The sequence below is a fragment of the Adlercreutzia wanghongyangiae genome (assembly GCF_035989245.1).
Classification (GTDB): domain Bacteria; phylum Actinomycetota; class Coriobacteriia; order Coriobacteriales; family Eggerthellaceae; genus Adlercreutzia; species Adlercreutzia wanghongyangiae.
The window spans coordinates 67,897-90,752 of the sequence record NZ_JAYMFF010000003.1; the positions used below are offsets into that span (position 1 = coordinate 67,897).

20 protein-coding genes and 1 tRNA gene are annotated in these 22,856 nt (G+C 63.8%); 17 read left to right on the forward strand and 4 right to left on the reverse strand.

The window, feature by feature from the left end:
- Positions 1-71 precede the first annotated feature (71 nt).
- The 8 genes from VIN30_RS02960 to VIN30_RS02995 all read left to right on the forward strand — a co-directional run bounded on the left by VIN30_RS02960 (position 72) and on the right by VIN30_RS02995 (position 8,653).
- The gene (locus VIN30_RS02960) at positions 72-1,226 is read left to right on the forward strand and encodes an ATP-grasp domain-containing protein (RefSeq protein ID WP_338209166.1); all 1,155 of its coding nucleotides are present in this window, start codon (positions 72-74) and stop codon (positions 1,224-1,226) included.
- Between the two features lie 178 nt (positions 1,227-1,404).
- On the forward strand, positions 1,405-3,273 hold the full coding sequence (locus VIN30_RS02965; RefSeq protein WP_338209168.1) for a Spy0128 family protein: 1,869 nt from the start codon (positions 1,405-1,407) through the stop codon (positions 3,271-3,273).
- A 123-nt stretch (positions 3,274-3,396) separates the two neighbouring features.
- Entirely contained in the window at positions 3,397-5,061 is a 1,665-nt protein-coding gene (locus tag VIN30_RS02970) for a lysylphosphatidylglycerol synthase domain-containing protein (protein ID WP_338209170.1), read from the forward strand.
- 44 nt (positions 5,062-5,105) lie between these two features.
- Positions 5,106-6,359, forward strand: coding sequence for a lysylphosphatidylglycerol synthase transmembrane domain-containing protein (locus tag VIN30_RS02975; RefSeq protein ID WP_338209171.1), 1,254 nt, complete (start codon positions 5,106-5,108; stop codon positions 6,357-6,359).
- A gap of 6 nt (positions 6,360-6,365) precedes the next feature.
- Positions 6,366-6,842: a PaaI family thioesterase gene (locus VIN30_RS02980; protein WP_326423967.1), complete on the forward strand. Its 477-nt coding sequence runs from the start codon at positions 6,366-6,368 to the stop codon at positions 6,840-6,842.
- Between the two features lie 65 nt (positions 6,843-6,907).
- Positions 6,908-6,984 (forward strand) — tRNA-Pro (locus tag VIN30_RS02985).
- A 54-nt stretch (positions 6,985-7,038) separates the two neighbouring features.
- Positions 7,039-8,253, forward strand: a complete 1,215-nt coding sequence (locus VIN30_RS02990) for an acetate/propionate family kinase (protein WP_338209175.1) — start codon at positions 7,039-7,041, stop codon at positions 8,251-8,253.
- A gap of 67 nt (positions 8,254-8,320) precedes the next feature.
- Positions 8,321-8,653, forward strand: a complete 333-nt coding sequence (locus tag VIN30_RS02995; RefSeq protein ID WP_338209177.1) for an RNA polymerase sigma factor — start codon at positions 8,321-8,323, stop codon at positions 8,651-8,653.
- 360 nt (positions 8,654-9,013) lie between these two features.
- Here VIN30_RS02995 and VIN30_RS03000 read toward each other — a convergent pair whose 3' ends face one another.
- Together VIN30_RS03000 and VIN30_RS03005 are read right to left on the reverse strand one after the other, a co-directional pair.
- Positions 9,014-9,430: a putative toxin-antitoxin system toxin component, PIN family gene (locus tag VIN30_RS03000; RefSeq protein ID WP_326423962.1), complete on the reverse strand. Its 417-nt coding sequence runs from the start codon at positions 9,428-9,430 to the stop codon at positions 9,014-9,016.
- On the reverse strand, positions 9,427-9,720 hold the full coding sequence (locus tag VIN30_RS03005; RefSeq protein WP_326423960.1) for a hypothetical protein: 294 nt from the start codon (positions 9,718-9,720) through the stop codon (positions 9,427-9,429). Before VIN30_RS03005 ends, VIN30_RS03000 begins: the two co-directional genes overlap by 4 nt.
- Positions 9,721-9,964: 244 nt before the next feature.
- Here VIN30_RS03005 and VIN30_RS03010 point away from each other — a divergent pair, with 244 nt between their 5' ends.
- Complete coding sequence (locus VIN30_RS03010; protein ID WP_338209180.1) at positions 9,965-10,324, forward strand: helix-turn-helix transcriptional regulator; 360 nt, start codon at positions 9,965-9,967, stop codon at positions 10,322-10,324.
- A 28-nt stretch (positions 10,325-10,352) separates the two neighbouring features.
- Here the strand turns inward: VIN30_RS03010 and VIN30_RS03015 are convergent, their stop codons facing one another.
- A complete protein-coding gene (locus VIN30_RS03015) occupies positions 10,353-10,955 on the reverse strand; it encodes a TetR/AcrR family transcriptional regulator (RefSeq protein ID WP_326423958.1) in 603 nt (200 codons plus the stop codon).
- Between the two features lie 272 nt (positions 10,956-11,227).
- Between VIN30_RS03015 and VIN30_RS03020 the strand changes: the two genes are divergently transcribed.
- On the forward strand, positions 11,228-13,054 hold the full coding sequence (locus VIN30_RS03020; protein WP_338209183.1) for an FAD-dependent oxidoreductase: 1,827 nt from the start codon (positions 11,228-11,230) through the stop codon (positions 13,052-13,054).
- A 65-nt stretch (positions 13,055-13,119) separates the two neighbouring features.
- Here VIN30_RS03020 and VIN30_RS03025 read toward each other — a convergent pair whose 3' ends face one another.
- Positions 13,120-13,527 carry a metallopeptidase family protein gene (locus VIN30_RS03025; protein WP_338209185.1) on the reverse strand — a complete coding sequence of 136 codons (408 nt, stop codon included), beginning with the start codon at positions 13,525-13,527 and terminating at the stop codon, positions 13,120-13,122.
- A 389-nt stretch (positions 13,528-13,916) separates the two neighbouring features.
- On the opposite strand from VIN30_RS03025, the gene tatA reads away from it, so the two are divergent.
- The 7 genes from tatA to VIN30_RS03060 all read left to right on the forward strand — a co-directional run bounded on the left by tatA (position 13,917) and on the right by VIN30_RS03060 (position 22,847).
- The gene (tatA, locus tag VIN30_RS03030; protein WP_326423954.1) at positions 13,917-14,189 is read left to right on the forward strand and encodes a twin-arginine translocase TatA/TatE family subunit; all 273 of its coding nucleotides are present in this window, start codon (positions 13,917-13,919) and stop codon (positions 14,187-14,189) included.
- Positions 14,190-14,285: 96 nt separating this feature from the next.
- Positions 14,286-14,756, forward strand: a complete 471-nt coding sequence (gene greA / locus VIN30_RS03035) for a transcription elongation factor GreA (RefSeq protein ID WP_338209187.1) — start codon at positions 14,286-14,288, stop codon at positions 14,754-14,756.
- Positions 14,757-14,944: 188 nt separating this feature from the next.
- Entirely contained in the window at positions 14,945-16,909 is a 1,965-nt protein-coding gene (gene lysS / locus VIN30_RS03040) for a lysine--tRNA ligase (protein WP_338209190.1), read from the forward strand.
- 136 nt (positions 16,910-17,045) lie between these two features.
- Complete coding sequence (locus tag VIN30_RS03045; RefSeq protein WP_338209192.1) at positions 17,046-18,077, forward strand: ion transporter; 1,032 nt, start codon at positions 17,046-17,048, stop codon at positions 18,075-18,077.
- A 313-nt stretch (positions 18,078-18,390) separates the two neighbouring features.
- The gene (locus tag VIN30_RS03050; RefSeq protein ID WP_338209194.1) at positions 18,391-20,973 is read left to right on the forward strand and encodes an ATP-dependent Clp protease ATP-binding subunit; all 2,583 of its coding nucleotides are present in this window, start codon (positions 18,391-18,393) and stop codon (positions 20,971-20,973) included.
- Between the two features lie 239 nt (positions 20,974-21,212).
- The gene (locus tag VIN30_RS03055) at positions 21,213-22,079 is read left to right on the forward strand and encodes a methylenetetrahydrofolate reductase (RefSeq protein WP_338209196.1); all 867 of its coding nucleotides are present in this window, start codon (positions 21,213-21,215) and stop codon (positions 22,077-22,079) included.
- A gap of 12 nt (positions 22,080-22,091) precedes the next feature.
- Entirely contained in the window at positions 22,092-22,847 is a 756-nt protein-coding gene (locus tag VIN30_RS03060; protein WP_338209198.1) for a vitamin B12 dependent methionine synthase, read from the forward strand.
- Positions 22,848-22,856 lie beyond the last annotated feature (9 nt).

Sequence of the window (22,856 nt, forward strand, 5' to 3'; positions counted from 1 at the left end):
GGGCGGAGGTCTTTGGCTAGGGGCCGAGGACTATAATGAACGCGCGATCCCCCCCCGACGAAGGAGCTGCCATGATCATTCTCGATGCCCCCCATGCGTCTGTGCCGCTGCTCGATTGGATGGAGGCGTCGGGCCACCCGGTGTTCGCCAACGATTTCTCGCGTTCGTTGGCCGCGACGCGCGCCATCAACCTGGTGGACGATGCCGAGGCCGTCCGCCGTCTGGAAGCGGGCGAGCGCGTGTACACCAATTCCGAGAATGCCCTGGCCTGGATCATGGAGCGCGTGGACAACCCCGGTCTCACCGCCGCCATTGCGCTGTTCAAGGACAAGGCGGCCATGCGCGAGAAGTTGGCGTCGTTGAACCCCGATCTGTTCTACGCCACGGTCAGCCGCGAGGAGCTGGACGCCATCAACGTGGACGATCTGCCTCTGCCGGTGGTGCTGAAGCCGTCGGTGGGCTTCTGCTCCATGGGCGTGTACATCATCGAGGAGCCCGACGATTGGGCCGATGCCGTGGCCGACATCGCCCGGCGCGAGGAAGGCTGGCATTCCCGCTATCCCGAGAGCGTGGTGGGCGGCGACGTGTACATCATCGAGGGCTTCATTGGCGGTGTGGAATACGCGCTGGACTGCTACTACGACGAAGAGGGCGCGCCGCACATCCTGAACATTCTGCGCCACGATTTCGCCGATCCCGAGGACACCTCCGATCGCCTGTACCTGACCGACGCCGCCATAGTGAACGAGATGGAGCCGCGCTTCATGGAGTGGCTGCGCGCCGTGAACGAGGTGGTGGGCGCGCGTAACATTCCCCTTCACGTGGAGCTGCGCGTCGACGGCGATGTGATCGCCCCCATCGAGTTCAACCCGCTGCGCTTTGCGGGCCTGGGCGGTACCGACGTAGCCTATTTCGGCGTGGGCTTGCGCACCTACGCGGCGTTTTTGGAAAACGAGGCGGTGGACTTGGCAGCCTTGTACGGGGCGCACCCCGACCAGGTGTTCTCTATGTCGTTGCTGAACCCGGCGCCTGAAGCCGACCTGGCGCGCCCCTTCAACAGCCAGGCGCTGCTGGCGCGTTTCAGCCACGTGCTGTCGTACCATGATTTCGACCCCAAAACGGTGGGCTTCTACGGGTTCTTGTTCTTGCAAACCGATAAGGAGGGCGCCGGCGCGGCCGAGCGCGACTGGCTGCTGCACAGCGACCTCATGGAGTTCGTGGACTAGGTTCTCGCCGCGACGACCTTGCGGCCTGCGCCGGTTCACCCGCCCCTTACGGCGGGATGACGGACCGCGAACAAACCTTTCGCGAAGGGAAATGATCAGGGTTCACCCCCTATGCTGAGGGTGGCGCGGTGGCTCAGGCCGCAGCGCCACCCTCGTTACGAGAAGGCGGGTGAGCGCAATGACGCAGAACCATGAAATGAAACGCGGCACCGTGGGGCGTCGGTTTTGGACGGCGGCTTTGGCCGTGTTGGCGGCCGGCTGCCTGGTGCTGGCCGGGGCCTCGGTGGCGGGGGCCGCCGAAGGTGATCGCGCGCCCGGCACCAACGAGCTGCCCCTGCGCGCGGCTGAGGCTTCGTCGGCGGTTTCGGTGCCGGTTGATGCGACGGCTCCGGTCGGGCGGGCTGAAGCCCGCCCCTACGGGGAAGCGGCAGGCGATAGCGTGGCGACCGACTCGGCCGATGCGGCCCCGGCCGGCTTGGCGGCTCAGGCCGTTCCGACGAAGGATGGCCCGGCGAAGACGGCTCAGGCCGATCCGACAGCGGCCGAATCGGCCGATCCGGCGAAGGACGGGCAGGCGAAGGCGGTCCCGGCTGCTCCGGCATCGAAGGGTACTGCTGCGGCTGCCCAGCCGGCTTCCTTCACGATTTCCGGCATGAAGTACCTCGAGGGCCGCACGTTGCAAGCCGGCGAGTTTACCTTCCGCATCGCCGCTGCCGGCGCTGCCAAGATACCCCTGGCCTCGAAGCTTCCCAGCCAGCTGCGCTCCAGCACGCTTTCCGATGCCGAGAAGTACGAGCTGGTGGCCCATGGCGGCCTGGTGTACTATCCCTCGGCCTTGCAGCCGACGCCGGCGTCGAACATGGTGGTGAACAGCGCCGACGGCACGGTTTCCTTCGGGCCCCTCACGTTCGACCAGGCCTCGCTCGGTGAGACGAGCACCCAGCGCTCCCACGGCACGGTGTTCTGCTACACCGTGGCCGAGCAGCCGCCGCGTAACGCCGACGGCTCGCTGAAGGACGGCGTGACGCACGATGTGCTCGGCCGCTACGTGTATCAGGGCGTTACCTACGACGACACCGTGAAGCGCATCTACCTGTACGTGTATGAAACGGGCATCGATTCGAACAATCCCGAAATTGCCATTCTGCCCCTGGGCGACGCCACGTTCGACAGGCGGCCGGAGAAGGCCGTCTCGGGCACGGGTGCGGGCTTCGTCAACATCTTCGGCGGTGCCGTGCTCGACTCCTACGACGGGGCTGTGTACCTGCCGGATGGCCAGATTGCCGCCGGCGAGTTCAACTTCGAGGTGCGCGAGGTGGCCGAGGACGGCACGATCCTCGACGACGCGTCGGTGCCGTGCGGTGCGGCATCCGACGGGTCCAGCGGCGCCGGGGTGCGCCTCATCACCGATGAGGTCTACGGCGAGCCGGGGCGCTTCTTCTACGCGGTGAAGCAGACGGCGCCCAGCCGGGCGGCTTCCGACGTGGTGCTCGACGAGAGCTCCTACGTCATCACCGTGGAGGTGGCCAAGGACGCTGACGACAATCTGGAGGCGGCTATCACCCATGTGCGGAAGAAGCCGGCCGACAGCGACCAGTGGGTCGATGTCGATCTGAACGCCCAGCCCAGCCCCGTGGTATGGGAAAACCGCCTGCGCACGGCGACCGACCCCGATGAAGGCGGCGACGGTGGCGGTACGGGCTCGGAAGGCGACGGTGCCGGGACGAACGAGCCTTCCGGCAACGAGGGCGGCGCGGATGCATCGGGTGCTGCCGGCGCGACGGGCGACGATGCGCACAACGCGGCCGGCGAGGTGGCCTCCGACACGGGGAAGCCTGCCGACAACGGCGCAACCGGCAGGACGGACGATAAGCAGGCAACCGCATCCGGCAAGGCCAAGGCCGATCGTGCCGCAACGGCCGCGAAGGCCTCTTCCGACTTCGCCCAAACCGGCGACGACCTGGGCTTGCCCATGCTGATCGCCTTCGCGGTGGTCATTGCCAGCGGCATCGCGCTGGTGCTGCTCGGCCGCCGTCGGCAGAAGTAGCACGACGCCTGGCCCCATGCGGAACCAATGATGATGGAGCGCGTCATCCTTCACGGGGCGCGCTCCGTTATATAATGGGCCTGTTCAAACGCACTTGAAATGTACCCGAGGAAAGGACGTCCTTTGAAGAAAGCCCTGCTGCTCATCTTGGGCATCGTGGCCGTGTGCTTTCTCATTGGCAACGCCGATTACCTGGCAACGTTTGTGGATACCCTGCAAACGGGCGCCTTTCTGCCGCTGGTGCTGGCCATCATCCTGATGCTGGCGCGCCACCTCGTGCAGGCCGCTTCCTACGACGCCGCCTTCGACGCCGTGGGCCATGCTACGGGCTTCTGGCACAACGTGGTGCTCATCTTCTCGTTGGTGTTCATCAACACGTTCTGCCTGTTCTCGGGGGCCACCGGCGTTGCCTTCATCATCGACGACGCCCACCGCGAGGGCTGCGACGCGGGCCAGTCCACGGGCGGTGCCATTCTCTCGCAGATCGGCTACTTCGCCGCCATCTTCGTCATTTCCGCCATCGGGTTCATCACGATGCTCGTGGCCGGCGAGGTGAACTTCCTGTTTGTGACCGGCGCGCTGTGCCTGGCCGTTACGCTGGTGGCGCTTTCCAGCCTGTTCTTCATCGGCCATCTGAAGCCGCGGGTACTGTACCGCTTCTTCCTGGGGCTGCAGAACGTGCTGAACCGCATCGTGGGCGTGTTCAAGAAGTCGCTCGGCGCCGGTTGGGGCCGCAAGACCGCCCACTCCTTCGAGAACACGGCCAACATTCTGGCCCATAATCCGCGCGGCACGTTCATCACCGTGGCCTATGCGTCGTTCTCGGCCATTTTGAACATGGCCACGCTGGTGGCCATCGGGTTCGCCTTCGGCTTCGAGCAGGCAGCGCCTCTGGTGGCGGCCTTCGCCGTGGCGGCCATCTCGGTTATCCTCAGCCCCACACCCCAGGGCATCGGCGTGGTGGAGGCGGCCATCGCGGCTATTCTCACGGCCTACGGCTGCTCGTTGGCCACGGCCACGGCCATTGCGCTGGTGTACCGCGGCATCATGTTCTGGATTCCCTTCTGCATCGGCGCGGTGCTGCTTTCGCAATCGGGCTTTTTCGCCAGTAAGAAAACGGCCAGCGAGGAGCAGAAGCACAAGGACATCGGCTGGATCGCCGGCACGCTGGTGGCCATTATCGGCCTAGTGAACATCGGCTTGGCCTTCATTCCCTCGTCGTTCGCGCCCTACACCATGCTCACCTCGTGGATCGATATGTCCACGGTATTCGTGGGCGGCCCGCTCATCATCGGGTCCATGCTGTTGCTGGTGCTGGCGGCGGGGCTTATCCTGCGGTTCCGCACGGCGTGGGCCTTCACCATCTGCCTGCTGGTGCTGGTGGCCGGCGCCGAGTTCCTGTTCCAGGGCACCATTCACATTGGCATCGCGGGCATTCTGCTGGCCATCTGGCTGTTCCTGAAGCGCCCGGCCTTCGACCGCCCCTTCTCGCTGGGCTCGCTGCAGCATTACGTGGACGACGCCCTGGGCCACGCCCGCAAGCGTGTGGACGGCCTGCGGGCGCGTGCCCGAGAGCGCCGTGCCGCCCGCCGGTCTGCCTCCCAAGATTTACGGCGGACAACAGGTTGGGAACGACAGGCCGAAGATGGGGCAATGCTGAGCGAGAAGGCCCACAAAGAGGGTATCCTTCAGGGGAATAGCGAAACGACAGAGGGTGCCGTTCCCGTCGTTGCGGCTTCGGCCGAGGCGACGACGTGGGGCAGCTGCCCGGAAGGGCGCGAGGGCTAGCGGACGACGGCCGGGCCTGCGCCACGGCAACGGAGGTGGGTCCCGTGCGGGGGAACTTGCAGAAGATCATGATCGGCATCGTGGCCGTCATCGTGCTCGCCTTCATCTTCTTTTCCGGCGATTCGCTGGTGAAATTGGTGGACACCATCAAGCAGGGAACGCCGGCCTTCGTGGCCCTGGCCGTGGCCGCCCAGGTGGGGAAGTACCTGGCCCAGGGCCGCGGTTTCCAAGCCTGCTTCAACACGGTGAACGGCCATATCAGCTACGGCACGGGATTGTCGCTGGTGTTCGGCACGTTCTTCATGAACACGGTGGCGCCTTCCATGAATCTGGCCGGCACATCGTTGGTGATGGCCACGGCCACGAAGAACGGCATGCAAGCGGGCAAGGGCACCACGGCGGCGTTGCTGATGCAGCTGTCCATCGATACGGGGTTCGTCATCATCATGCTGGTCACTTTCGGCATTCTGTCGTTCACCGTGGGGTTGCAACCGGGATGGCTTGCCGTGGGCGCGGTGGCCATCGCGCTGGTGGGCGGCCTGGTGCTGATGATCACCGTGGGCGGCCTGAAGCCCAACCTGGTGCTGAAGGTGCTGTATCCCTTCGTGAAGTTGGCTGACAAGGTGTTGGCGAAGTTCAAGAAGGGGCCTGTGGATGACGCAGTCGACCGCACCATCCACAACTTCTCCAGCGCAGCGCACCTCATCACGAAAAACCCGCGCAAGACGGTGCAGTCGTTTCTGTGGACCACCTTGTCCAGCATTTGCGAGATGGGGTGCTTCGTACTGGTGGGCTTCGCCTTCGGTGTCCATCACCCAGAAGCGCTGATCTGCGGGTATGTGGTGGCTACGCTGTTTGCTATGATTTCCTTTGTGCCTCAGGGCGTCGGCGTGGTGGAAGCGGCCGTAACGGTGGCATTCGCGCTGTTCGGCGTAGATTCCGCGACGGGCCTGGCCGTGGTCATGGTGTACCGTGGCATTGTGTTCTGGCTGCCGTTTTTGGTGGGCGCGTTCGTCATCCAGCGGATGCGCGCATTCGTGCCCAAGGAAACCAAGGACCTGCAGAGCCAGGCCGCCGAGGTAAGCGCCAGCCTGCCGGCCCAGGAGCAAGAGGCCCGGCGGGTGGAAGCCGCCACAGCCGCCACCGCCCAAAGCCAAATGGCGAGCCAAACGGCGCGCGAGGCCGAGGCCGCGGCGCACGAGGCCGCCGCCCTGGCATCGCGGGCGCGCTCGGAGGCCGAGGCGGCCGACCGAGACGCCGCTGCGGCTCAAACGCCCAACGACAATGTGAAAGGATGACGACCCGTGACCGAGAACGAACTGACCGGCGTGGCTGCCGAGGTGGCCCGCAAGCGCGAGACCCAGGGCCTGAACCACACGCTGGGGGTGAAGTTCACGAAGATCGAGCCCGGTCTGGTGGAGGCTGTCATGCCCATCACCCCGGCCATTCTGCAGCCTTTCGGCTTCGTGCATGGGGGCGCCACCATCGCGCTTCTGGAATCGGTGGCCTCGGCCGGCGGCGAGTTCGCCTGCGATTTGGAGACCGAGCAGCCCTTCGGCGTGCATGTGGATATCCGTCACAAGAAGAGCGGCAAGGTGGGCAGCGTGCGCGGCGTGGCGAAGCTGACCGATCGCGTGCCCTCCACGAAGGCGGGCTACAAGCTGATGTGGGACGTGGCCGCCTACGATGACGCCGGCGACGTGATGAGCGACGGCGTCATCGTGGTGAAGGTGGTGCCGAAGGACTACCTCGCCAAAAAGGAAGCCGAGCGCGGCCGCTAAGTTTTTCCTTGCGCTGCGGCGCTTCTGTGGTATCATAGCGTTCGCTGTTCGTAAGAAGAGCACTTCGGGATGTGGCTCAGCTTGGTAGAGCGCTGCGTTCGGGACGCAGAGGCCGCAGGTTCAAATCCTGTCATCCCGACCATCGCATGCAAAGAGCCGCCTTCGGGCGGCTCTTGTCGTATGAAAGGGAGAAGTCATGCGCGTACTGGTGGTAAATGCGGGGTCGTCGTCGCTGAAGAGCCAGCTCATCGAGACTGACGGCAAGGTGTCGCTCATGAAGTGCCTGGCCGAGAAGGTGGGCACGCCTGAAGCGTACATGAACGTGTCCTTCGCGCCGGACTTCCGCAAGACCACCTACAACGTGGCCGACCTCACGGTGGCCCAGTGTCTGGCGAAGCTTTTGGAAGTGCTCGTGGACGACCCCGAGAGCCCCATCAGCGGCCTTCAGCAGATCGACGCCATTGGCAACCGCATCGTGGCCGGTGGGGAGTACTTCACCAAGTCCGTGGTCATCGACGAGCCGGCCCGCGAGAAGCTGACGGCTTGCGAGGAACTGGCCCCGCTGCACAACCCGCCGGCCGACGCCTGCATCGACATGATGCGCGAGCTCATGCCCGAAACCCCGCAGGTGGCCGTGTTCGACACCGCCTTCCACGCCACCATGCCGGCGAAAGCGTACATGTACCCGCTGCCGATGCGCTACTACGACGAGTACAAAATCCGCCGCTACGGCGCCCACGGCACGAGCCACCGCTACGCGGCCCAGCAGGCGGCCAACCTGCTCGGGCGGCCGCTGCGCGATCTGGGCCTCATCACGTGCCATTTGGGCAACGGCGGCTCCATCACGGCGGTGAACCACGGGAAGTCCATCGACACCTCCATGGGCTTCACGCCGCTCGAGGGCCTCATGATGGGCACGCGAAGCGGCAGCATCGATCCGGCCATCGTCACCTATCTTATGCGCCGCGAGCATAAGTCCTTCGACGAGATGGACGCTGTGCTGAACAAGCAGAGCGGCGTTCTGGGCGTGTCCGGCGTGTCGGCCGACATGCGCGACGTGCTCCGGGCGGCGGCTACCGGCAACGAGCTGGCGGAGCTGGCCATCGACATGTACGTGTACCGCATTCAGAAGGCCATTGGCGGCTACTACGCGGCCATGACCCGCACTGACGCCGTGGTGATGACCGCTGGCATCGGCGAGAACTCCGCTGAGTTGCGCGAGCGCATCTTCTCGGGGCTGGCGCACATGGGCATGATCTTAGATCACGAGCGCAACGATGTGACGGGCCAGATCGGCGTGAACCGCATCATCTCCATCGACGACAGCCCCATCAAAATCTGCGTCGTCACCACCGACGAGGAAATGCGCATCGCCCGCGAGACCGACAACCTCGTCAGCCAGCTGGGGTAAAAATTTTCCAAAATCTTCCGACAAAACGCCTTCCCCAATCGTGTTAGGGAAAAGGGAAGGAGAAGCCGTGGCCTCGCAAACCGACATGGAAACTGTGTACCGTCGCCATATTGGGACGGTGTATCGGCTGTGCTATTCCTTTTTGGGCAGCGCCGCCGAGGCCGAGGATGCCGCCCAGGCGGTGTTCCTCTCGCTGGTGGAGCGCCCTCGCACGTTCAATGATGCCGAGCACGAGAAAGCGTGGCTGATCACCTGCGTCCAGAACCGCTGCCGCGATGTGCTGCGCAGTGCCCGGGTGAGCCGCCGGGGCGAGATGCCCGACGAGCCGGGCGACGACTGGTCGCTGGCGGCGGCAAGTAGGCTTCTATCCCTCTTGACCGGTTGTGATCAAGATGGATGATTCGGTCCCTTCCCTCGCCGCCGTCCGGGCAAGATGGGCGATTTGGTACCTGGGGAAGGCGAATCCGCGACAGAACGGGGCGGTTTGGTACCTTTTCGCGGCAAGATCTGAGGTTTGGTACCCGCCCTCGGGCGAAACGCGGGGTTTGGTACCCGCGAAAGCCGAGTGGGCTTTTCGCGACCAGGCGTTTCTTCACGCTGTGGGAACCAAATCGCCGAAGTTGGCAGAAATCGGGGTACCAAACCTCGCGTTTCGCCAAAACCAAGCACGAAAACGCCGCCCGGGGTACAAAACCTCAATTTCTGCCAATGGTTCGGAAACGGCGGGATGCTGCCAAGAGGGCCGCAGCGCAAAAGCCGGCTAGAGTGCTTCGGAGCGCAGGGTTCGGAAATAGCCGCCGGGGGTGAAGATGCGCTTGTCTTCGGGGAAGTGCTTGGTGTTGCCTGTGACGAGGAGGGCGTCGGTGGAAAGGGCCAAGTCGTAGAAGGGCTGATCGTCGGCGTCGGTGCACGGCGGGACGAAGGTGAGGCCGGGTAGCCGTTCCTGGCGAATGCCGAAATGGCGTATCTTCGCGAGCACCATGGCGATGTCCTGCTCGTCGAATTTGAACTTCGGGCGGCGCAGTACTTCCTCGTACTCTTCCATGAGAGCCATCGAGTAGACAGGGACGAACTTCCTCTCGGCCATGCGTCGCAGAAGCGCGGCGGGATGCCCGTGATCCAGATGCGAGATCATGGCGGAAACCACCACATTGGTGTCGAGGATGACGTACTTCATCGAGCGGCCTCCTCGCGGCGCTCGGCGCGTACGGCGGCGATTTCCGCGTCGATGTCCTCAAGGGTGACGGTGCTTTCCGCGTTCCTTTGCCACATGCGCTCCAGCTCGTGCTGGGCTACCCACTGATCGTAGGAGTGTATGGCTTCGTTGATGGTGTCGAACATCGAGAGATCGATCATCATGCAGTCGATTTTGCCGTTGTTGGTAACGAATGCGCAGCCGTCCTCGCGCACAGTGGCGCAAACCGCTTTGGTTTTGGAAGCGAGCTCGGTGGAAGTGAAGACGTTCATGATGGTCCTCTCGTATAATAAGAATTATAGAGATAATTATAGTGAAAATAATCGTGGAAATCTATAGGATGACTTTCGCTCTCAAGAATCTTGCGGGATGGGGCGGTTCTCACTACACTTTTGTTCACCGATCGCAATATCAAGGCCATCTTGCTGGCGCCGGTGGTCTCCATGCCTCTCGATGCTCACGCGGTGTCTGGCTGCGGCCGGGGCGCCCTGCGCCGGTTGCGCGGCGCCCGGTGGAGTGGCGGGGGAATTCCGGGTCGGGGCGCTCGGCGGAGCCCCGCTTGGCGCCGACAGCGCGGCCGCCGATGTCGCCAACAGCGCTGCCGAGGCCGCTGCGGAAGCTGCTGAGGCCGCGCTCGAGGACCGGTGCCGCATTCTGGAGGAGCGCTTCGAACTCTCGCGTCGCGAGATAGAGATTATGGACCTGTTCGCCCAGAGCCGCTCCGCCAACTGGATCGCCGACGCCCTCGTCATTTCCAAGAACACGGTGCACTCGCATCTGCGGGCCATCTACACGAAGCTCGACGTGCACACGCGCCAAGAGCTGCTGGATACCCTGTGCGATCTTTTCATTGAAAAGTACCATTATTGGCACTAAAGCTTTTCAACTGGATGAACTTAATTTCCTACGAATGGGAGCGTTGCTTATGGCTGTCGCGCAGCGAGCCCTCCGATATTGCCTGGGAGGGCTCGAGCATATTCACGAGAAACGCAGGGGTGAAGTTCTGGAAGAGTTGGGTCATCTCCTCTGCCGAGCGGCTCATGCCGCCGCGAACCCAGTTGCGGGTCATGTACTGGGCCCCGGTATTGTAGAACTCTATTTCGAGAAGCTCCCAGTCGGTCAGATGACGCCCCGCATTTTTCTCAGCCTGATCGATGATATGGTGCTTCGAAGTTCTGCCGCCGTGCTCGCATACGGAGTTGTAGTTGGTGCTCTTGAAGGCGTTGACGAAGAACTCCTTGTTCTCAAGGAGCAGCTCGAACTTGCGTAGATGACCGTCGTAGCAGCTTTGATCGAGTCCCATGCGGTACAGCGACTGCTCCATAAGGTAGTCCCAATACCATACAGCGACATCGAAGATATCGTGGAAATAGTCGTAGAACGTGGCGCGCGAGAGGCCGGCAAGGTCGCAGAGATGCGAGACTTTAGCTCGGTCGAGAGACTCCTCCCTCATGAGCTGATTGAGGGCCTCGGTAAATCTCAGCCTTGTCTCAACCTGTTTCTCCATGGCTCCATTCCCCCCAACGTGCACGCTCAAGTCGCAATGAAGCGCCCGCGGTTCGCTTAGGACGCGTGGCTCCACCATATACCAAACAACCCGGTGTCTTTCCGTGCGACGGCCAAAACCCGCCTGACACTTTTCGCAGTTTGTCAGGTTCTCGGAAGGGCGGCTGACAGTTTGTCGAAAGTGTCGGTTGAGCGATTCGGGCCCAATTCGTATTCTCGTCGGCGTAGCGACGCGGCGCGAACGCCGCAGGCAATACTCACGGAGGAGGAATCATGAAAGACTCGACCAACCTTTCCCGGCGCAGCTTCTTGACCGGCGCGATGGCTTCGGGTGCCCTGGTGGCCGCCGGCGCACTTGCAGGTTGCGCTCCCCAGTCGCAGGGCGAAAAGAAACTCTCGGAAACCGGCGAGGCCGCCAAGGAGGGCTCTGCCGAATCCAAGCCGTCCGTATTCGACAAGCCGGCATCCGTGGCCGATCAGGTTTCCCGCACGGCTGATTACGACGTGGTGGTTGTCGGCGGCGGAAACTCCGGCGTGGTCGGCGCCTTGGAACTTGCCCAGCTGGGGGCCAAGACCCTGATCATCGAGCAGACGGGTGCCTGCACAATTTACGCGGGTGACATCGACGCCCTCGATAGCCAGATTCAGAAGGACCTCGGTATCGAAATCGACAAGGAGTGGGTTATCAAGGACCTTGTGCGTTACGGCCAGGGCAAAGTGGACGAGACCCTTATCCGGCAGTGGGCCTACAACGCCGGCGCCTTCATCGACTGGTACCAGGAGCAGATGCAGAAGAAGGGCCTCGACGTTATGGTCGACACCGTATGCAAGAAGTTCTCTCCCGAGGGTATTTGGAATTCCCCGGCCTCGGTGCACACGGCCTACCAGCCTCCGCTGAAGCCCACGGCCAACTCGATGGGCTCCGAGATTGCCATTCCCGCCATGCTGGAACTATACGCCGAGGCCGGCGGCGAGGTCGAGTACAACACGACGGCCGTGGAGCTGGTGCAGGATGAATCCGGCCGAGTGACCGGCGTTATCGCTCAGACCAAGGACGGCGAGTACGTCCAGTACAACACAGCGAAGGCCGTTATGCTGGCCACAGGCGGCTTCGGCGGCAACAAGGACATGATGGACGAGATGGGCGTTATCTCCCACAAGTTCTGCTCCAACCACATTGGTGCCGAGAATGCCCATGGCGATGGCATCCGCATGGCCGTTTGGGCCGGCGCCGATCGCGATTACGCCTGCGAGGGCAGCTGCAATATCTTCGATCGCGGGTGCATTACCGGCGACGACACCAACGGCGGTATCGGGTTGGACGGTCAGGGCGGCGACAACCCGAACCTGTGGTGGCCCGGCTCCCAGCCCTTCTTGCGCGTGAACGCTCTCGGCAAACGTTTCTGCAATGAGGACGGCCCCTACGACATCGTGTTCAACCAGGCCTGCATGCAGCCCGGCCACTTCTGGTGGCAGATCTTCGATGCCAGCAGCTGGGAAGACGTCGTCTCGTTCGGCACGACCATCTGCTCGCGTGTGGTGGCGGCCGAAGGGGCGAAAAACTGTCTGCTGCTCGGTCAGTACTACCCCTGCACCTCCGAGGAGGAGTGGCAGAGCGTATTCATCGACCCCAATGTGGAGAACGGCGTTCTGCTGAAGGCGGATACTATTGAGGAGCTCGTCGACCTGATGGGGCTGCCCAAGGAGGAGACGCTGGCGACCATCGAACGCTACAACGAGCTTGCCTCCAAGGGCGTCGATGAGGATTATCATAAGGCGCCGTTCCGCCTGACCGCGATCGACCAGGGCCCATTCTACGCTGCGAAGCTCGCTGGTTGGCTGCTATCGACCCTCAGCGGTGTGCGCGTCGACAACACCTACACGCCGTTGACGGCCGAGGGCGAGCGCATCGAGGGCCTGAAGTGCGTCGGCCTCGATCATGGCGGGTTCTTCAACGGTATGTACGCTCAGTACTATGGAGGTTTGAACATGAGCCACAACGTGGTGTCCTCGTGGCTGGCGGCCATGGACCTCATGGATGTGGAATATCCCGTGCCGGTGTTGAGCGCCGCAAATGCCTATAAGGGCAAGACGGCGTAACTGCTCGCCGGCTTATCTCTTTTGCGAAGAAGGCCCTGGCGCCCCTCCCCGCCAGGGCCTTCGATCTACTCATACCCCATGGCGGCCAGCTGGTCCTCGTTCAGGCCGAAATAGTGGCCCAGCTCGTGGATAACGGTCTTGCCGATCTCATCGACGATTTCCGCGCGGCTGGAAAAGCAGCGCTCGTGGGGGCCCTTGAATATGGTGACCACGTCGGGGATGTCGTCGTCGTAACCGCCCGTGGCGCGCTCCACCAGGGAAAGGCCGTCGAACAGCCCCAGCAAGTCGCTGGGCAATTCTCCATCGAAGGCCTCGGTGTCGTCGTCCCACTCATCGTAGCCCAGATGATAGGCGCTCGGTTCGTCTTCCCATACGATGGCCACGTTCTCCAGTGCCGCGATGAACTGGTCGGGCATGGCATCGAGCGCCTCGGCGATGGCGGTCTCGAATTCCTCGTCAGTCATGCGGTGCATGGCGGATCCCTTCGAAATGGCTTGTAAAGAGCGACTTTGTTACCTCAATAAGCAAAACCGGCCTTGCGCGAAACATCTGCCATGGCATTTTCCCAGGTCATGGATTTCGGCGCCAGCGGAAGGAGGGCGAATTGGTAACAAAAGCGCAATTTCCAAGCCATTTCAGGCGAAGTGGCTGCTCTGCGTGCGAAGACGGCTGGGCGCGCGACCAATCGTGCCGTGGTACCCCTGGCTTCGTTGAAGTATTTGTGCGAGTTCGGTCGCTTGGTCGGGGTTTGTGCTACCCTTGTCGGCACGCAAACGCCGCGCCTTTGGGGGACGCGGCACGCGCCGCCATAAGGCACACGAACGCGGCAAGGCGAGCCTTGCCCCATCAAACGGAGGAATGCATGAAGATTTTGGGCATGGGAGTTCCGGAGCTCCTCATCATCCTGGTTGTCATCCTGCTCATCTTCGGCCCGAAGAACCTGCCCAAACTCGGCAGCGCCCTGGGCAAGACGGTGAAGAACCTGCGCGACGGCATGGGTGCCGGCAGCAAGGACATCGAGGAGGCCGCCGACGACGAAGAGGTTGTGGAGGTCGTCGAAGAGGTGGAGGAAGAGCCCGTGAAGGCCGCCCCCAAGAAGACCGTGAAAAAGGTCGTGAAGAAGAAGGCCGAGTAACCGAGGCGCTTCTTCCCATAAACTGGTAAATTGTGGTGCGCTCGCGCGGTGGTGCGGGCGCACCACCAGTGTATAAAGAGAGAAAACGGACATATCATGGCAAATGAGAACTACGTACTGACCGAAGAGGGCAAGAAGAAGCTGGAAGAGGAGCTGCACTACCTGGAAACCGAGAAGCGCGCCGAGATCGGCGAGCGTATCAAGGTGGCCCGCGAGTTCGGCGACATCTCTGAGAACTCCGAGTACGACGACGCCAAGAATGAGCAGGGCATGATGGAGGCGCGCATTGCCGAGATCAGCCGCATTCTTTCGGAGGCCACGGTGGTGAACACTCCGAAGCGTTCCAGCAAGGTGAACATTGGCTCGGTGGTGACCGTGGACATGAACGGCCGCGAGCGTGTGTTCACTATCGTGGGCGGCGCCGAGTCCGATGCCGCCGAGGGCAAGATCTCCAACGAGCCGCCCGTGGGCCAGGCGCTGCTGGGCCGCAAGAAGGGCGACGAGGTGGTTACCACCGGCCCCACCGGTCGCGACATCAAGCTGACCATCCTGAAGATCGAGCATTAGTTTTCGAAGGCTGTTCGGGCCGAGCCGCAGGGCATACCTCCGTGCTCAGACAGTCCTCGCTCGGCGGAACAGTCCGCTGGACTGTTCCGTTCGCTGCGGAACTGCGCGCGGAGGCACACCCTGCGTCTCGGCCCTGCCTGTTTCTTTTCTGAACGACAAAACGAGGTAAGGGTTGCGAGGGAATTCCCATGGCTGAAGAAATCGCTGAGGTAATCGAAGACGATCCCATTGAGGTGCGCAAGGCGAAGCGCGAGGCGCTCATCGCCGCGGGCGTGGACCCCTACGGGCACTCCATCAAGCGCAGCCACACCGTGGGCGAGCTGAACGAGAAGTACGCGCACCTGGAGGACGGCGAGTCCACGGAAGACGAGGTGCTCATCGCCGGCCGCATCATGGCCAAGCGCGTGCAGGGCAAGATCGCCTTCCTGGAGCTGCGCGAGTCTGGTTGCGACATCCAGCTGTTCTGCCGCATCAACGCGCTTGGCGAGGAGGCCTTCGCGGCACTGTGCGATTTGGACGTGGGCGACTGGATCGCCGTTTCCGGCACCATGATGCGCACCAAGCGCGGCCAGCTGTCCGTGGCGGTTGATTCCTTCGAGCTTATGAGCAAGTCGCTGCGTCCTCTGCCCGAGAAGTTCCACGGGCTCACGGACAAGGAGACCCGCTACCGCCAGCGCTATGTGGACCTGGTCATGAATCCCGAGGTGCGCACCACCTTCGAGCGCCGCTTCAAGATCGTGTCGGCCATCCGCCGCTACATGGAGGACGCCGGCTTCTACGAGGTTGAGACGCCGTTTCTGCACGCCATCATCGGCGGCGCGAACGCGAAGCCCTTCATCACGCACTTCAACGCGCTCGATCGCGACTACTACCTGCGCATTGCCACCGAGCTGCCGCTGAAGCGCCTGCTCGTGGGCGGCTTCGAGAAAGTGTTCGAGATCGGCCGCCAGTTCCGCAACGAGGGTATGGACCCGTACCACAACCCCGAGTTCACCACCATGGAGGCTTATGCCGCCTTCAGCGACCTGGACGGCATGATGGACCTTACCGAGGGCTGCATCAAGGCCGCGGCCGAGGCGGCCTGCGGCGGCCTTCAGATCGAGTATCAGGGTACGCCGGTGGACCTGTCGGGCACGTGGCGCCGCGCCTCCATGATGGAGCTCGCGAGCGAACATGCCGGCGAGGAGGTGTCCTTCGAGCGCACCCGCGATGAGCTCGTGGCTATTCTAGAGAAGAACGGTGGCCACGCGGAAGCGGCTTGGGGCAAGGGCAAGCTCATCTCCGAGATCTTCGAGGCCGTGGCCGAGGAGAAGCTCATCCAGCCCACTTTCGTCATCGATCACCCCCTGGAGATCTCGCCGCTGGCCAAGAAGGATCCGGAGAACCCCGAGCTCACCCAGCGCTTCGAGCTGTTCATCCTGGGGCACGAGTACGCCAACGCCTTCACCGAGCTGAACGACCCGGTGGACCAGGCCGAGCGCTTCCGCGCCCAGGTGGCCGCCAAGGACATGGGCGACGACGAGGCCATGGGCTACGACGCCGACTACATCCGCGCGCTGGAATACGGCATGCCGCCGGCGGGCGGCGTGGGTATCGGCATCGACCGCTTGGTCATGCTGCTGGCCGACGCGCCGAGCATCCGCGATGTGCTGTTGTTCCCCCACATGAAGGACGAAGCTCCTGTGGCAGGGAAGGGTACCGAGGCGGCTGCCCCCGCCGCCGCTGCCACTCCTGTCGCGCCCGCCGCGTCCGTGGCTCCCATCGACTTCTCCAACGTGGTCATCGAGCCGCTTTTCGAGGACGAGGTGGACTTTGACACCTTCAGCAAATCGGACTTCCGCGCCGTGAAGGTGAAGGAGTGCGTCGCCGTGCCGAAGAGCAAGAAGCTGCTCCAGTTCACCCTGGACGACGGCACGGGCACCGACCGCGTTATCCTCTCGGGCATCCATGCCTACTACGAGCCCGAACAGCTGGTGGGCCGCACGCTCATCGCCATCACGAACCTGCCGCCACGCAAGATGATGGGCATCGACTCCTGCGGCATGATCATCAGCGCCGTGCACGAGGTGCCGGGCGACGACGGCGAGCCCGAGGAGCGTCTGAACCTGCTGATGGTGGACGATGCCATCCCCGCCGGCGCCAAGCTGTACTAGGCGAACAGTTACCAACTTACTTACGGATGGGCCCGTGCTGAGGAGCGCGGGCCCATCCGTTTCTAGAATAGGCATCGACGAAGGAGCCGAGGCGCTGCAGTGCGGCAGCCGCTCCGATGCGAGAGGAGGTGCGGCCATGGAAAGCGACGACAAGAGCGAGCGGGACGAAGAGCGCAAACGGCATCGTGAGCGTGTGGATCGCTTTCGCCGCCGTCTCAAGGTGTCGCGCGCTCCCGAGTTCAAGCGCCAGACGTTCTACGCCCTGGAGAACCTGCGCAAGGCGAACTGGCCGGCGAAGATCGTGGGCGGCGCCCTGTTCACGCTCATCTTGCTGAACGCCGTGGTGGTGTTTTTCTCCACTCAGCCGGGCCTCGATCCGGTGGCGGCCAGCGTTATCCAGGGCTTTTACCGCTTCTCGACGGTGTGCTTCTGCTTGGAATACCTCGCGCGCATCTGGATTGCCGACCTGGCCTACGGCAACTGCTCGCCGTCCCGGGCTCGGCTGCGTTATATCTTTTCGCCCTGGGGCATTATCGACCTGCTGTCGTTCGGGCCGAACCTGGTGGCGTGGTTCGTTCCCATTACCCCTCAGGTGCAGGATATCATCAGCGTGGTGCGTCTCGTGCGTCTTGTAAAGATATCCCGCTACATGCGTGGCCTGCGTACCATCGGGCGTGTGATCGCCAAGCACTATCATGAGATCGTGGCGGCGTTTCTGGTCATCGCCATGCTGGTGGTGGTGTCCAGCGTGGTCATGTACGAGATCGAGCACCCGGCCCAGCCCGACAAGTTCAACAATCTGCTGTCGGGCGTGTACTGGGCCGTGACCACCGTCACCGGTACCGGTTACGGCGATTTGGTGCCCATCACGCCGGCCGGGCGCATCGTGGGCTCGGTCATCATGTTTTTGTCGGTGGCGCTTGTGGCCATTCCGGGCGGCATTTTCTCGGCCGGCTTCGTAGCCGAGTTCCAGAACGCGAACCTGCGCAAGATCGAGCGCGACGTGCGTCGCGAGGATGCACGTCAGGACGGCCGCGACGAGCGGGAACGGACGGCGCAAAAGGGCGGCAGCGACTCGGATGGCAGTGCGCCCGCGCAGAAGGGCGGCACCGCCTCGGCCGACGAGGTGCCCGCGCAGGATTCTTCCCCGAATGTGCAACAAAAATGACGATCGAGCGAGTTCCGGAGTCACGAAAACTCGCTCGATCGTCATTTTCTCTGCATTCGGGAGCGAAAACGGCGGCTTGAACTCGCCCAATCGTGCTTTTCTCTGCAGGGATCCTCCGAAAGCGTGCGCCGGGTGCATTTCGACGCGTTTCGCCCCTCACAACGTGCCCACAAATGGAGGATTCCCGAGACCCAGGTTTAGCAATTCGGCCGGGTGAGTGCTAAACTGCTCGGGAACTATATTCCGTGCCCGGCGCACCCGAGATCGCGAGAGAGTATCTGCAGGCGGGCACCAACGAAGGAACGAGGAAGCCATGTCATTCGAGAAATTCACGGACAAGGCCCGCAAGGTGCTTGTCCTGGCTCAGGATGAGGCGCGCGCGCTCCACCAGCCCTACGTGGGCACCGAGCACATTCTGCTCGGCCTCATTCAGGAGAAGGACGGCTTGGCCGCCCAGGCGCTCGACCGTCTGAACGTCACCTACGACGGCGTGGTGCAGGCCATCCGCCAGGTGGTCACCATCGACGAGGACGCCGACGTGTCCGGCCACCTGTCGTTCACGCCGCGCGTGAAACGCGTGCTGGAGAACTCCCTGCGCGAGGCCATGCAGATGGGCCAGTCCTACATCTCCACCGAGCATTTGCTGCTGGGCATTGCCCGCGAGGGCGAGGGCACCGGCCTGGAGGTGCTGGGGCGTTTGGGCGTGACCGGCGACGACGTGCGCGGTGCCCTGAACGATTTGGTGGGCCAGTCGCCCGTGTACGCGGGCCGCAGCGGCTTCGACGGCCCGGCGTCGTCGGACTCCATGCTCACCGAGTTCGGCACCGACCTGACCAAGAAGGCCCGCGAGGGCAAGCTGGACCCGGTCATTGGCCGCGCGGCGGAAATCGAGCGCGTCATGCAGATCCTGTCGCGCCGCCAGAAGAACAACCCGCTCATCCTGGGTGAGCCCGGGGTGGGCAAGACGGCCATCGCCGAGGGCCTGGCCCAGCTCATCGTGAGCAACCAGGTGCCCGACATCCTGCGCGGCAAGCGCCTCGTCACGCTGGACGTGTCGGCGCTCGTGGCCGGCTCGAAGTACCGCGGTGAGTTCGAGGAGCGCCTGAAGAAGGTCATCAAGGAGGTCATGGACGCCGGCGACGTGCTGCTGTTCATCGACGAGATCCATACCATCATCGGCGCCGGCTCGGCCGAGGGCTCCATCGACGCGGCCGCCATCCTGAAGCCGCCGCTGTCGCGCGGCGAGATCCAGATTATCGGCGCCACCACGCTCGAGGAGTATCGCAAGCACCTGGAGAAGGACTCGGCTCTGGAGCGTCGCTTCCAGCCCATCACGGTGAGCGAGCCCAACGAGGAGCAGGCCGTGCGCATCATGGAGGGCCTGCGCGACAAGTACGAGGCGCACCACGGCGTGCACTTCACCGACGAGGCCCTGACCGCCGCCGTGCAGCTGGCGAACCGCTACATCCAGGATCGCTACCTGCCCGACAAGGCCATCGACGTGATGGACGAGGCCGGCGCCCGCATGCGCATCCGCAACATGACGCTGCCCAAGGAGCTGCGCGATCTGGACGACAAGCTGCGCAAGATTCGCTCCGAGAAGGACAAGGCCATCGGCGACCAGAACTTCGAGCGCGCCGCCGAGCTGCGCGACGAGGAAGAGGCCGTGAAGAAGGAGCGCGAGGAAGCCGAGAAGCAGTGGGAGGAGGACACCTCCAAGACCGTGCAGCAGGTGACCGTGGAGGACATCGCCGATGTGGTGTCCATGTCCACCGGCGTGCCCGTGAGTAACCTCACCGAGGCCGAGACCGAGAAGCTGCTGCGCATGGAGGGCGTGCTGCACGAGCGCGTCATCGGCCAGGACGAGGCTGTGACCGCGCTTTCGAAGGCCATCCGCCGCTCCCGTTCGGGCCTGAAGGATCCGAAGCGTCCCGCCGGTTCGTTCATTTTCCTGGGCCCCTCGGGCGTGGGCAAGACCGAGCTCGCAAAATCGCTCGCCGAGTTCCTCTTCAACTCCGAGGACGCGCTGTTGTCCTTCGACATGTCCGAGTACATGGAGAAGCACACGGTGTCGCGCCTGGTGGGATCGCCTCCGGGCTACGTGGGCTTCGACGAGGGCGGCCAGCTCACCAAGGCCGTGCGCCAGCGCCCCTACTCGGTGGTGCTCTTCGATGAGATCGAGAAGGCGCACCCCGATGTGTTCAACATTCTCCTCCAGATTCTGGAGGAGGGGCGTCTTACCGACGCCCAGGGTCGCACCGTAGACTTCCGCAACACCGTCATCATCATGACGTCGAACGTGGGCGCGCGCGACATCACGACCACCACCACGCTCGGTTTCTCCAACTCGGGCCAGAACGGGCTTTCCGATAAGGAGATCAAGAGCCGCGTCATGCACGAGCTGAAGAACGCGTTCCGCCCCGAGTTCCTGAACCGCATCGATGAGATCATCGTGTTCAAGAGCCTCACCGAGGACGAGATTGTGCAGATTGTGGACCTCATGGTGGCCGAGCTGCGCGAGCGCATGATCGCCCAGAACATGACCATCAACCTGGACGAGGCGGCGAAGAAGCTCGTGGCCAAGGAGGGCACCGATACCGCCTTCGGCGCGCGTCCTTTGCGCCGCGCCATCCAGCGCCTTTTGGAGGACCCGCTGTCCGAGCAGATCCTGGAGGGCCGCTGGACTTCCGGCTCGGTGGTGGACGTCACCGTTTCCGAGGACGGCGAGGAGCTGGTGTTTTCCGAGGGCACGGGCAGCATTCCCGCGCCCCGCAAGCGCGACTCCATCGCGCGCGACGCCGAGCTGCTGCTCACGAACTATGATCTGGGCCGTGCTGGTCTCGGCAGCGGTTCGGGGGTGGGCGCCCCCGCTGGCTCCATCGCTGGCGGCGAGTAAGCGTCGAGGCTGGGACACCTTACCGGGTAACGCGCCCGGTTTTCCTGCCGGTTGCAACGGGGAGGCTCTGCGGGGCCTCCTTTTTTTGTGGGGGCTAGGGCCTGGACACCATACTGGGCAGGGCGCCCCGGCCCCTGTCGCGCGAGGCGCTTCCGCTCTGCCGTCGGGCGATGGGGATGCGATGGCGGGGGCGCGCGGCCGTATAATGGGTGGTCACGTTACGGAAAGAGAGAGTTCCCATGCAAAGTGTCGCCCAGCTGTTCGCCCCGCGCTCGATTCCCTTCTCAGTGGAGATGTTTCCGCCGAAAGGCTCGCTGACCCTTGAGGACGCCCGCCAGGTGGTGGGCGGCATGGCGCTGGCCCGACCCGACTTCATCTCGGTCACCTGCTCGGCCGGCGGCAGCGGCAACGGCGGCCACACCGTGGATGTGGCCGCGCTCATCCAGAACGAGGCGAACATCCCCGCGGTGGCGCATCTCACCTGCGTGAACTCCACGCGCGCGACGGTGGAGGCGGCTATTGCGGTCATGAAGGAAGCCGGCATTACCACGGTGCTCGCCCTGCGCGGCGACAAGGTGCCGGGTGCCGAGGCGGGCGATTTCAGCCACGGCGCCGACCTTATCCCGCTTCTGAAGGACGCCGGTTTCTGCGTGGGCGCGGCGGCCTACCCCGAGGGGCACATCGACTGCCTCGATCTGGACGAGGACGTGCGCTACCTGCGCGCGAAGCAGGACGCCGGCGCCGACTTCTTCGTTACCCAGCTGTTCTTCGACAACGCCGACTTCTACCGTTTCCGCGAGCGTGCCCTATCTGCCGGCGTCACGCGGCCCATCACCTGCGGCGTCATGCCGTTTCTGGGGAAGTCGCAGATCCAGCGCATGGTGTTTCTCTGCGGCAGCTCGTTGCCCTCGCCCATCGTGAAGTTGCTGGCCAAGTACGAGGACGACCCGGCTGCCCTGCGCCAGGCGGGCGTGGAATATGCCTGCCGCCAGCTGGTGGACTTGGCTCGCAACCAGGTGGACGGCGTGCACGTGTATTCCATGAACCACCCCGACATCGCCCAGGCCGCCGCCCGGGCCCTGGCCGACGCGGGCTTCCGCGGCTAGGTGGGGAAGGCGATGATGGGGGAGGGCGGCGAGCGATTCGGTTGCGACGCGTGCTTGCGCGTGGAAGGGGCTGCAGAGGCCGGTTTGCGGCCGGCTCGGTCCGTGGGCGCCGAAGAGTTCGCGGCCTCGGCCGGCCCTCTGGCCGGCGAGGGGCGCCCCTGCGCGCTGACGGCTTCGGTGAAGCGCCGTGAGGCCTGGGCGTTTCTGGGGCATCGCGGCCAGGCTGTGGACGACGAGCTGGCTGCGCGCTTGGAAGAGGCCGCCGCCCTGTGCGAGCGCGAGCTTGCGCCTCGCGGTATGTTCCACATCTTTCCTGTGACCGCCACTGATGCGGGCGTTGCGGTGGAGGGCACGGGCCTGGTACTTCCCGGTGAGTCTATCGCGCGGCACCTGCGCGGCTGCGATAAGGTGGCGCTTCTGGCCGTCACCCTGGGGCCGGCCAGCGAGATGGTGCTGCGCCGCGAGGCCGCCATCAGCGCCACGGGCGGCATGCTCGTCGACGCCTGCGCCTCGTCGCTCGTGGAGCAGGCGGCCGGCGTGCTGAACGAGGCTGTGGACGCGGCCGCCGCCCGGTGCGGGCGCGAGGCCACCTGGCGGTTCAGCCCCGGCTACGGCGACTTGCCCCTCACCGTGCAGGGGCCCTTTCTGGAGGCGCTGGACGCCGGCCGCGCGCTGGGGATCACGCTCACGGCGGCGAACATGCTCGTGCCCTCGAAGAGCATCACGGCCATTGTCGGATTCCGCAACCCCGCTCTGCGGGAAAAGTGAAAGGGAGAA

Excerpts from the sequence above, each read along its gene's own strand:
- VIN30_RS03000 (WP_326423962.1), bottom strand. The coding sequence starts at position 9,430 with ATGAAGTACGTCATCCTCGACACCAATGTGGTGGTTTCCGCCATGATC.
- VIN30_RS03015 (WP_326423958.1), bottom strand. The coding sequence starts at position 10,955 with ATGGAGAAACAGGTTGAGACAAGGCTGAGATTTACCGAGGCCCTCAAT.
- VIN30_RS02990 (WP_338209175.1), top strand. The coding sequence starts at position 7,039 with ATGCGCGTACTGGTGGTAAATGCGGGGTCGTCGTCGCTGAAGAGCCAG.
- VIN30_RS03005 (WP_326423960.1), bottom strand. The coding sequence starts at position 9,720 with ATGAACGTCTTCACTTCCACCGAGCTCGCTTCCAAAACCAAAGCGGTT.
- VIN30_RS03025 (WP_338209185.1), bottom strand. The coding sequence starts at position 13,527 with ATGCACCGCATGACTGACGAGGAATTCGAGACCGCCATCGCCGAGGCG.
- VIN30_RS03020 (WP_338209183.1), top strand. The coding sequence starts at position 11,228 with ATGAAAGACTCGACCAACCTTTCCCGGCGCAGCTTCTTGACCGGCGCG.
- VIN30_RS03055 (WP_338209196.1), top strand. The coding sequence starts at position 21,213 with ATGCAAAGTGTCGCCCAGCTGTTCGCCCCGCGCTCGATTCCCTTCTCA.
- VIN30_RS03050 (WP_338209194.1), top strand. The coding sequence starts at position 18,391 with ATGTCATTCGAGAAATTCACGGACAAGGCCCGCAAGGTGCTTGTCCTG.
- VIN30_RS02960 (WP_338209166.1), top strand. The coding sequence starts at position 72 with ATGATCATTCTCGATGCCCCCCATGCGTCTGTGCCGCTGCTCGATTGG.
- VIN30_RS02965 (WP_338209168.1), top strand. The coding sequence starts at position 1,405 with ATGACGCAGAACCATGAAATGAAACGCGGCACCGTGGGGCGTCGGTTT.
- VIN30_RS03045 (WP_338209192.1), top strand. The coding sequence starts at position 17,046 with ATGGAAAGCGACGACAAGAGCGAGCGGGACGAAGAGCGCAAACGGCAT.
- VIN30_RS03060 (WP_338209198.1), top strand. The coding sequence starts at position 22,092 with ATGATGGGGGAGGGCGGCGAGCGATTCGGTTGCGACGCGTGCTTGCGC.
- tatA (WP_326423954.1), top strand. The coding sequence starts at position 13,917 with ATGAAGATTTTGGGCATGGGAGTTCCGGAGCTCCTCATCATCCTGGTT.
- lysS (WP_338209190.1), top strand. The coding sequence starts at position 14,945 with ATGGCTGAAGAAATCGCTGAGGTAATCGAAGACGATCCCATTGAGGTG.
- greA (WP_338209187.1), top strand. The coding sequence starts at position 14,286 with ATGGCAAATGAGAACTACGTACTGACCGAAGAGGGCAAGAAGAAGCTG.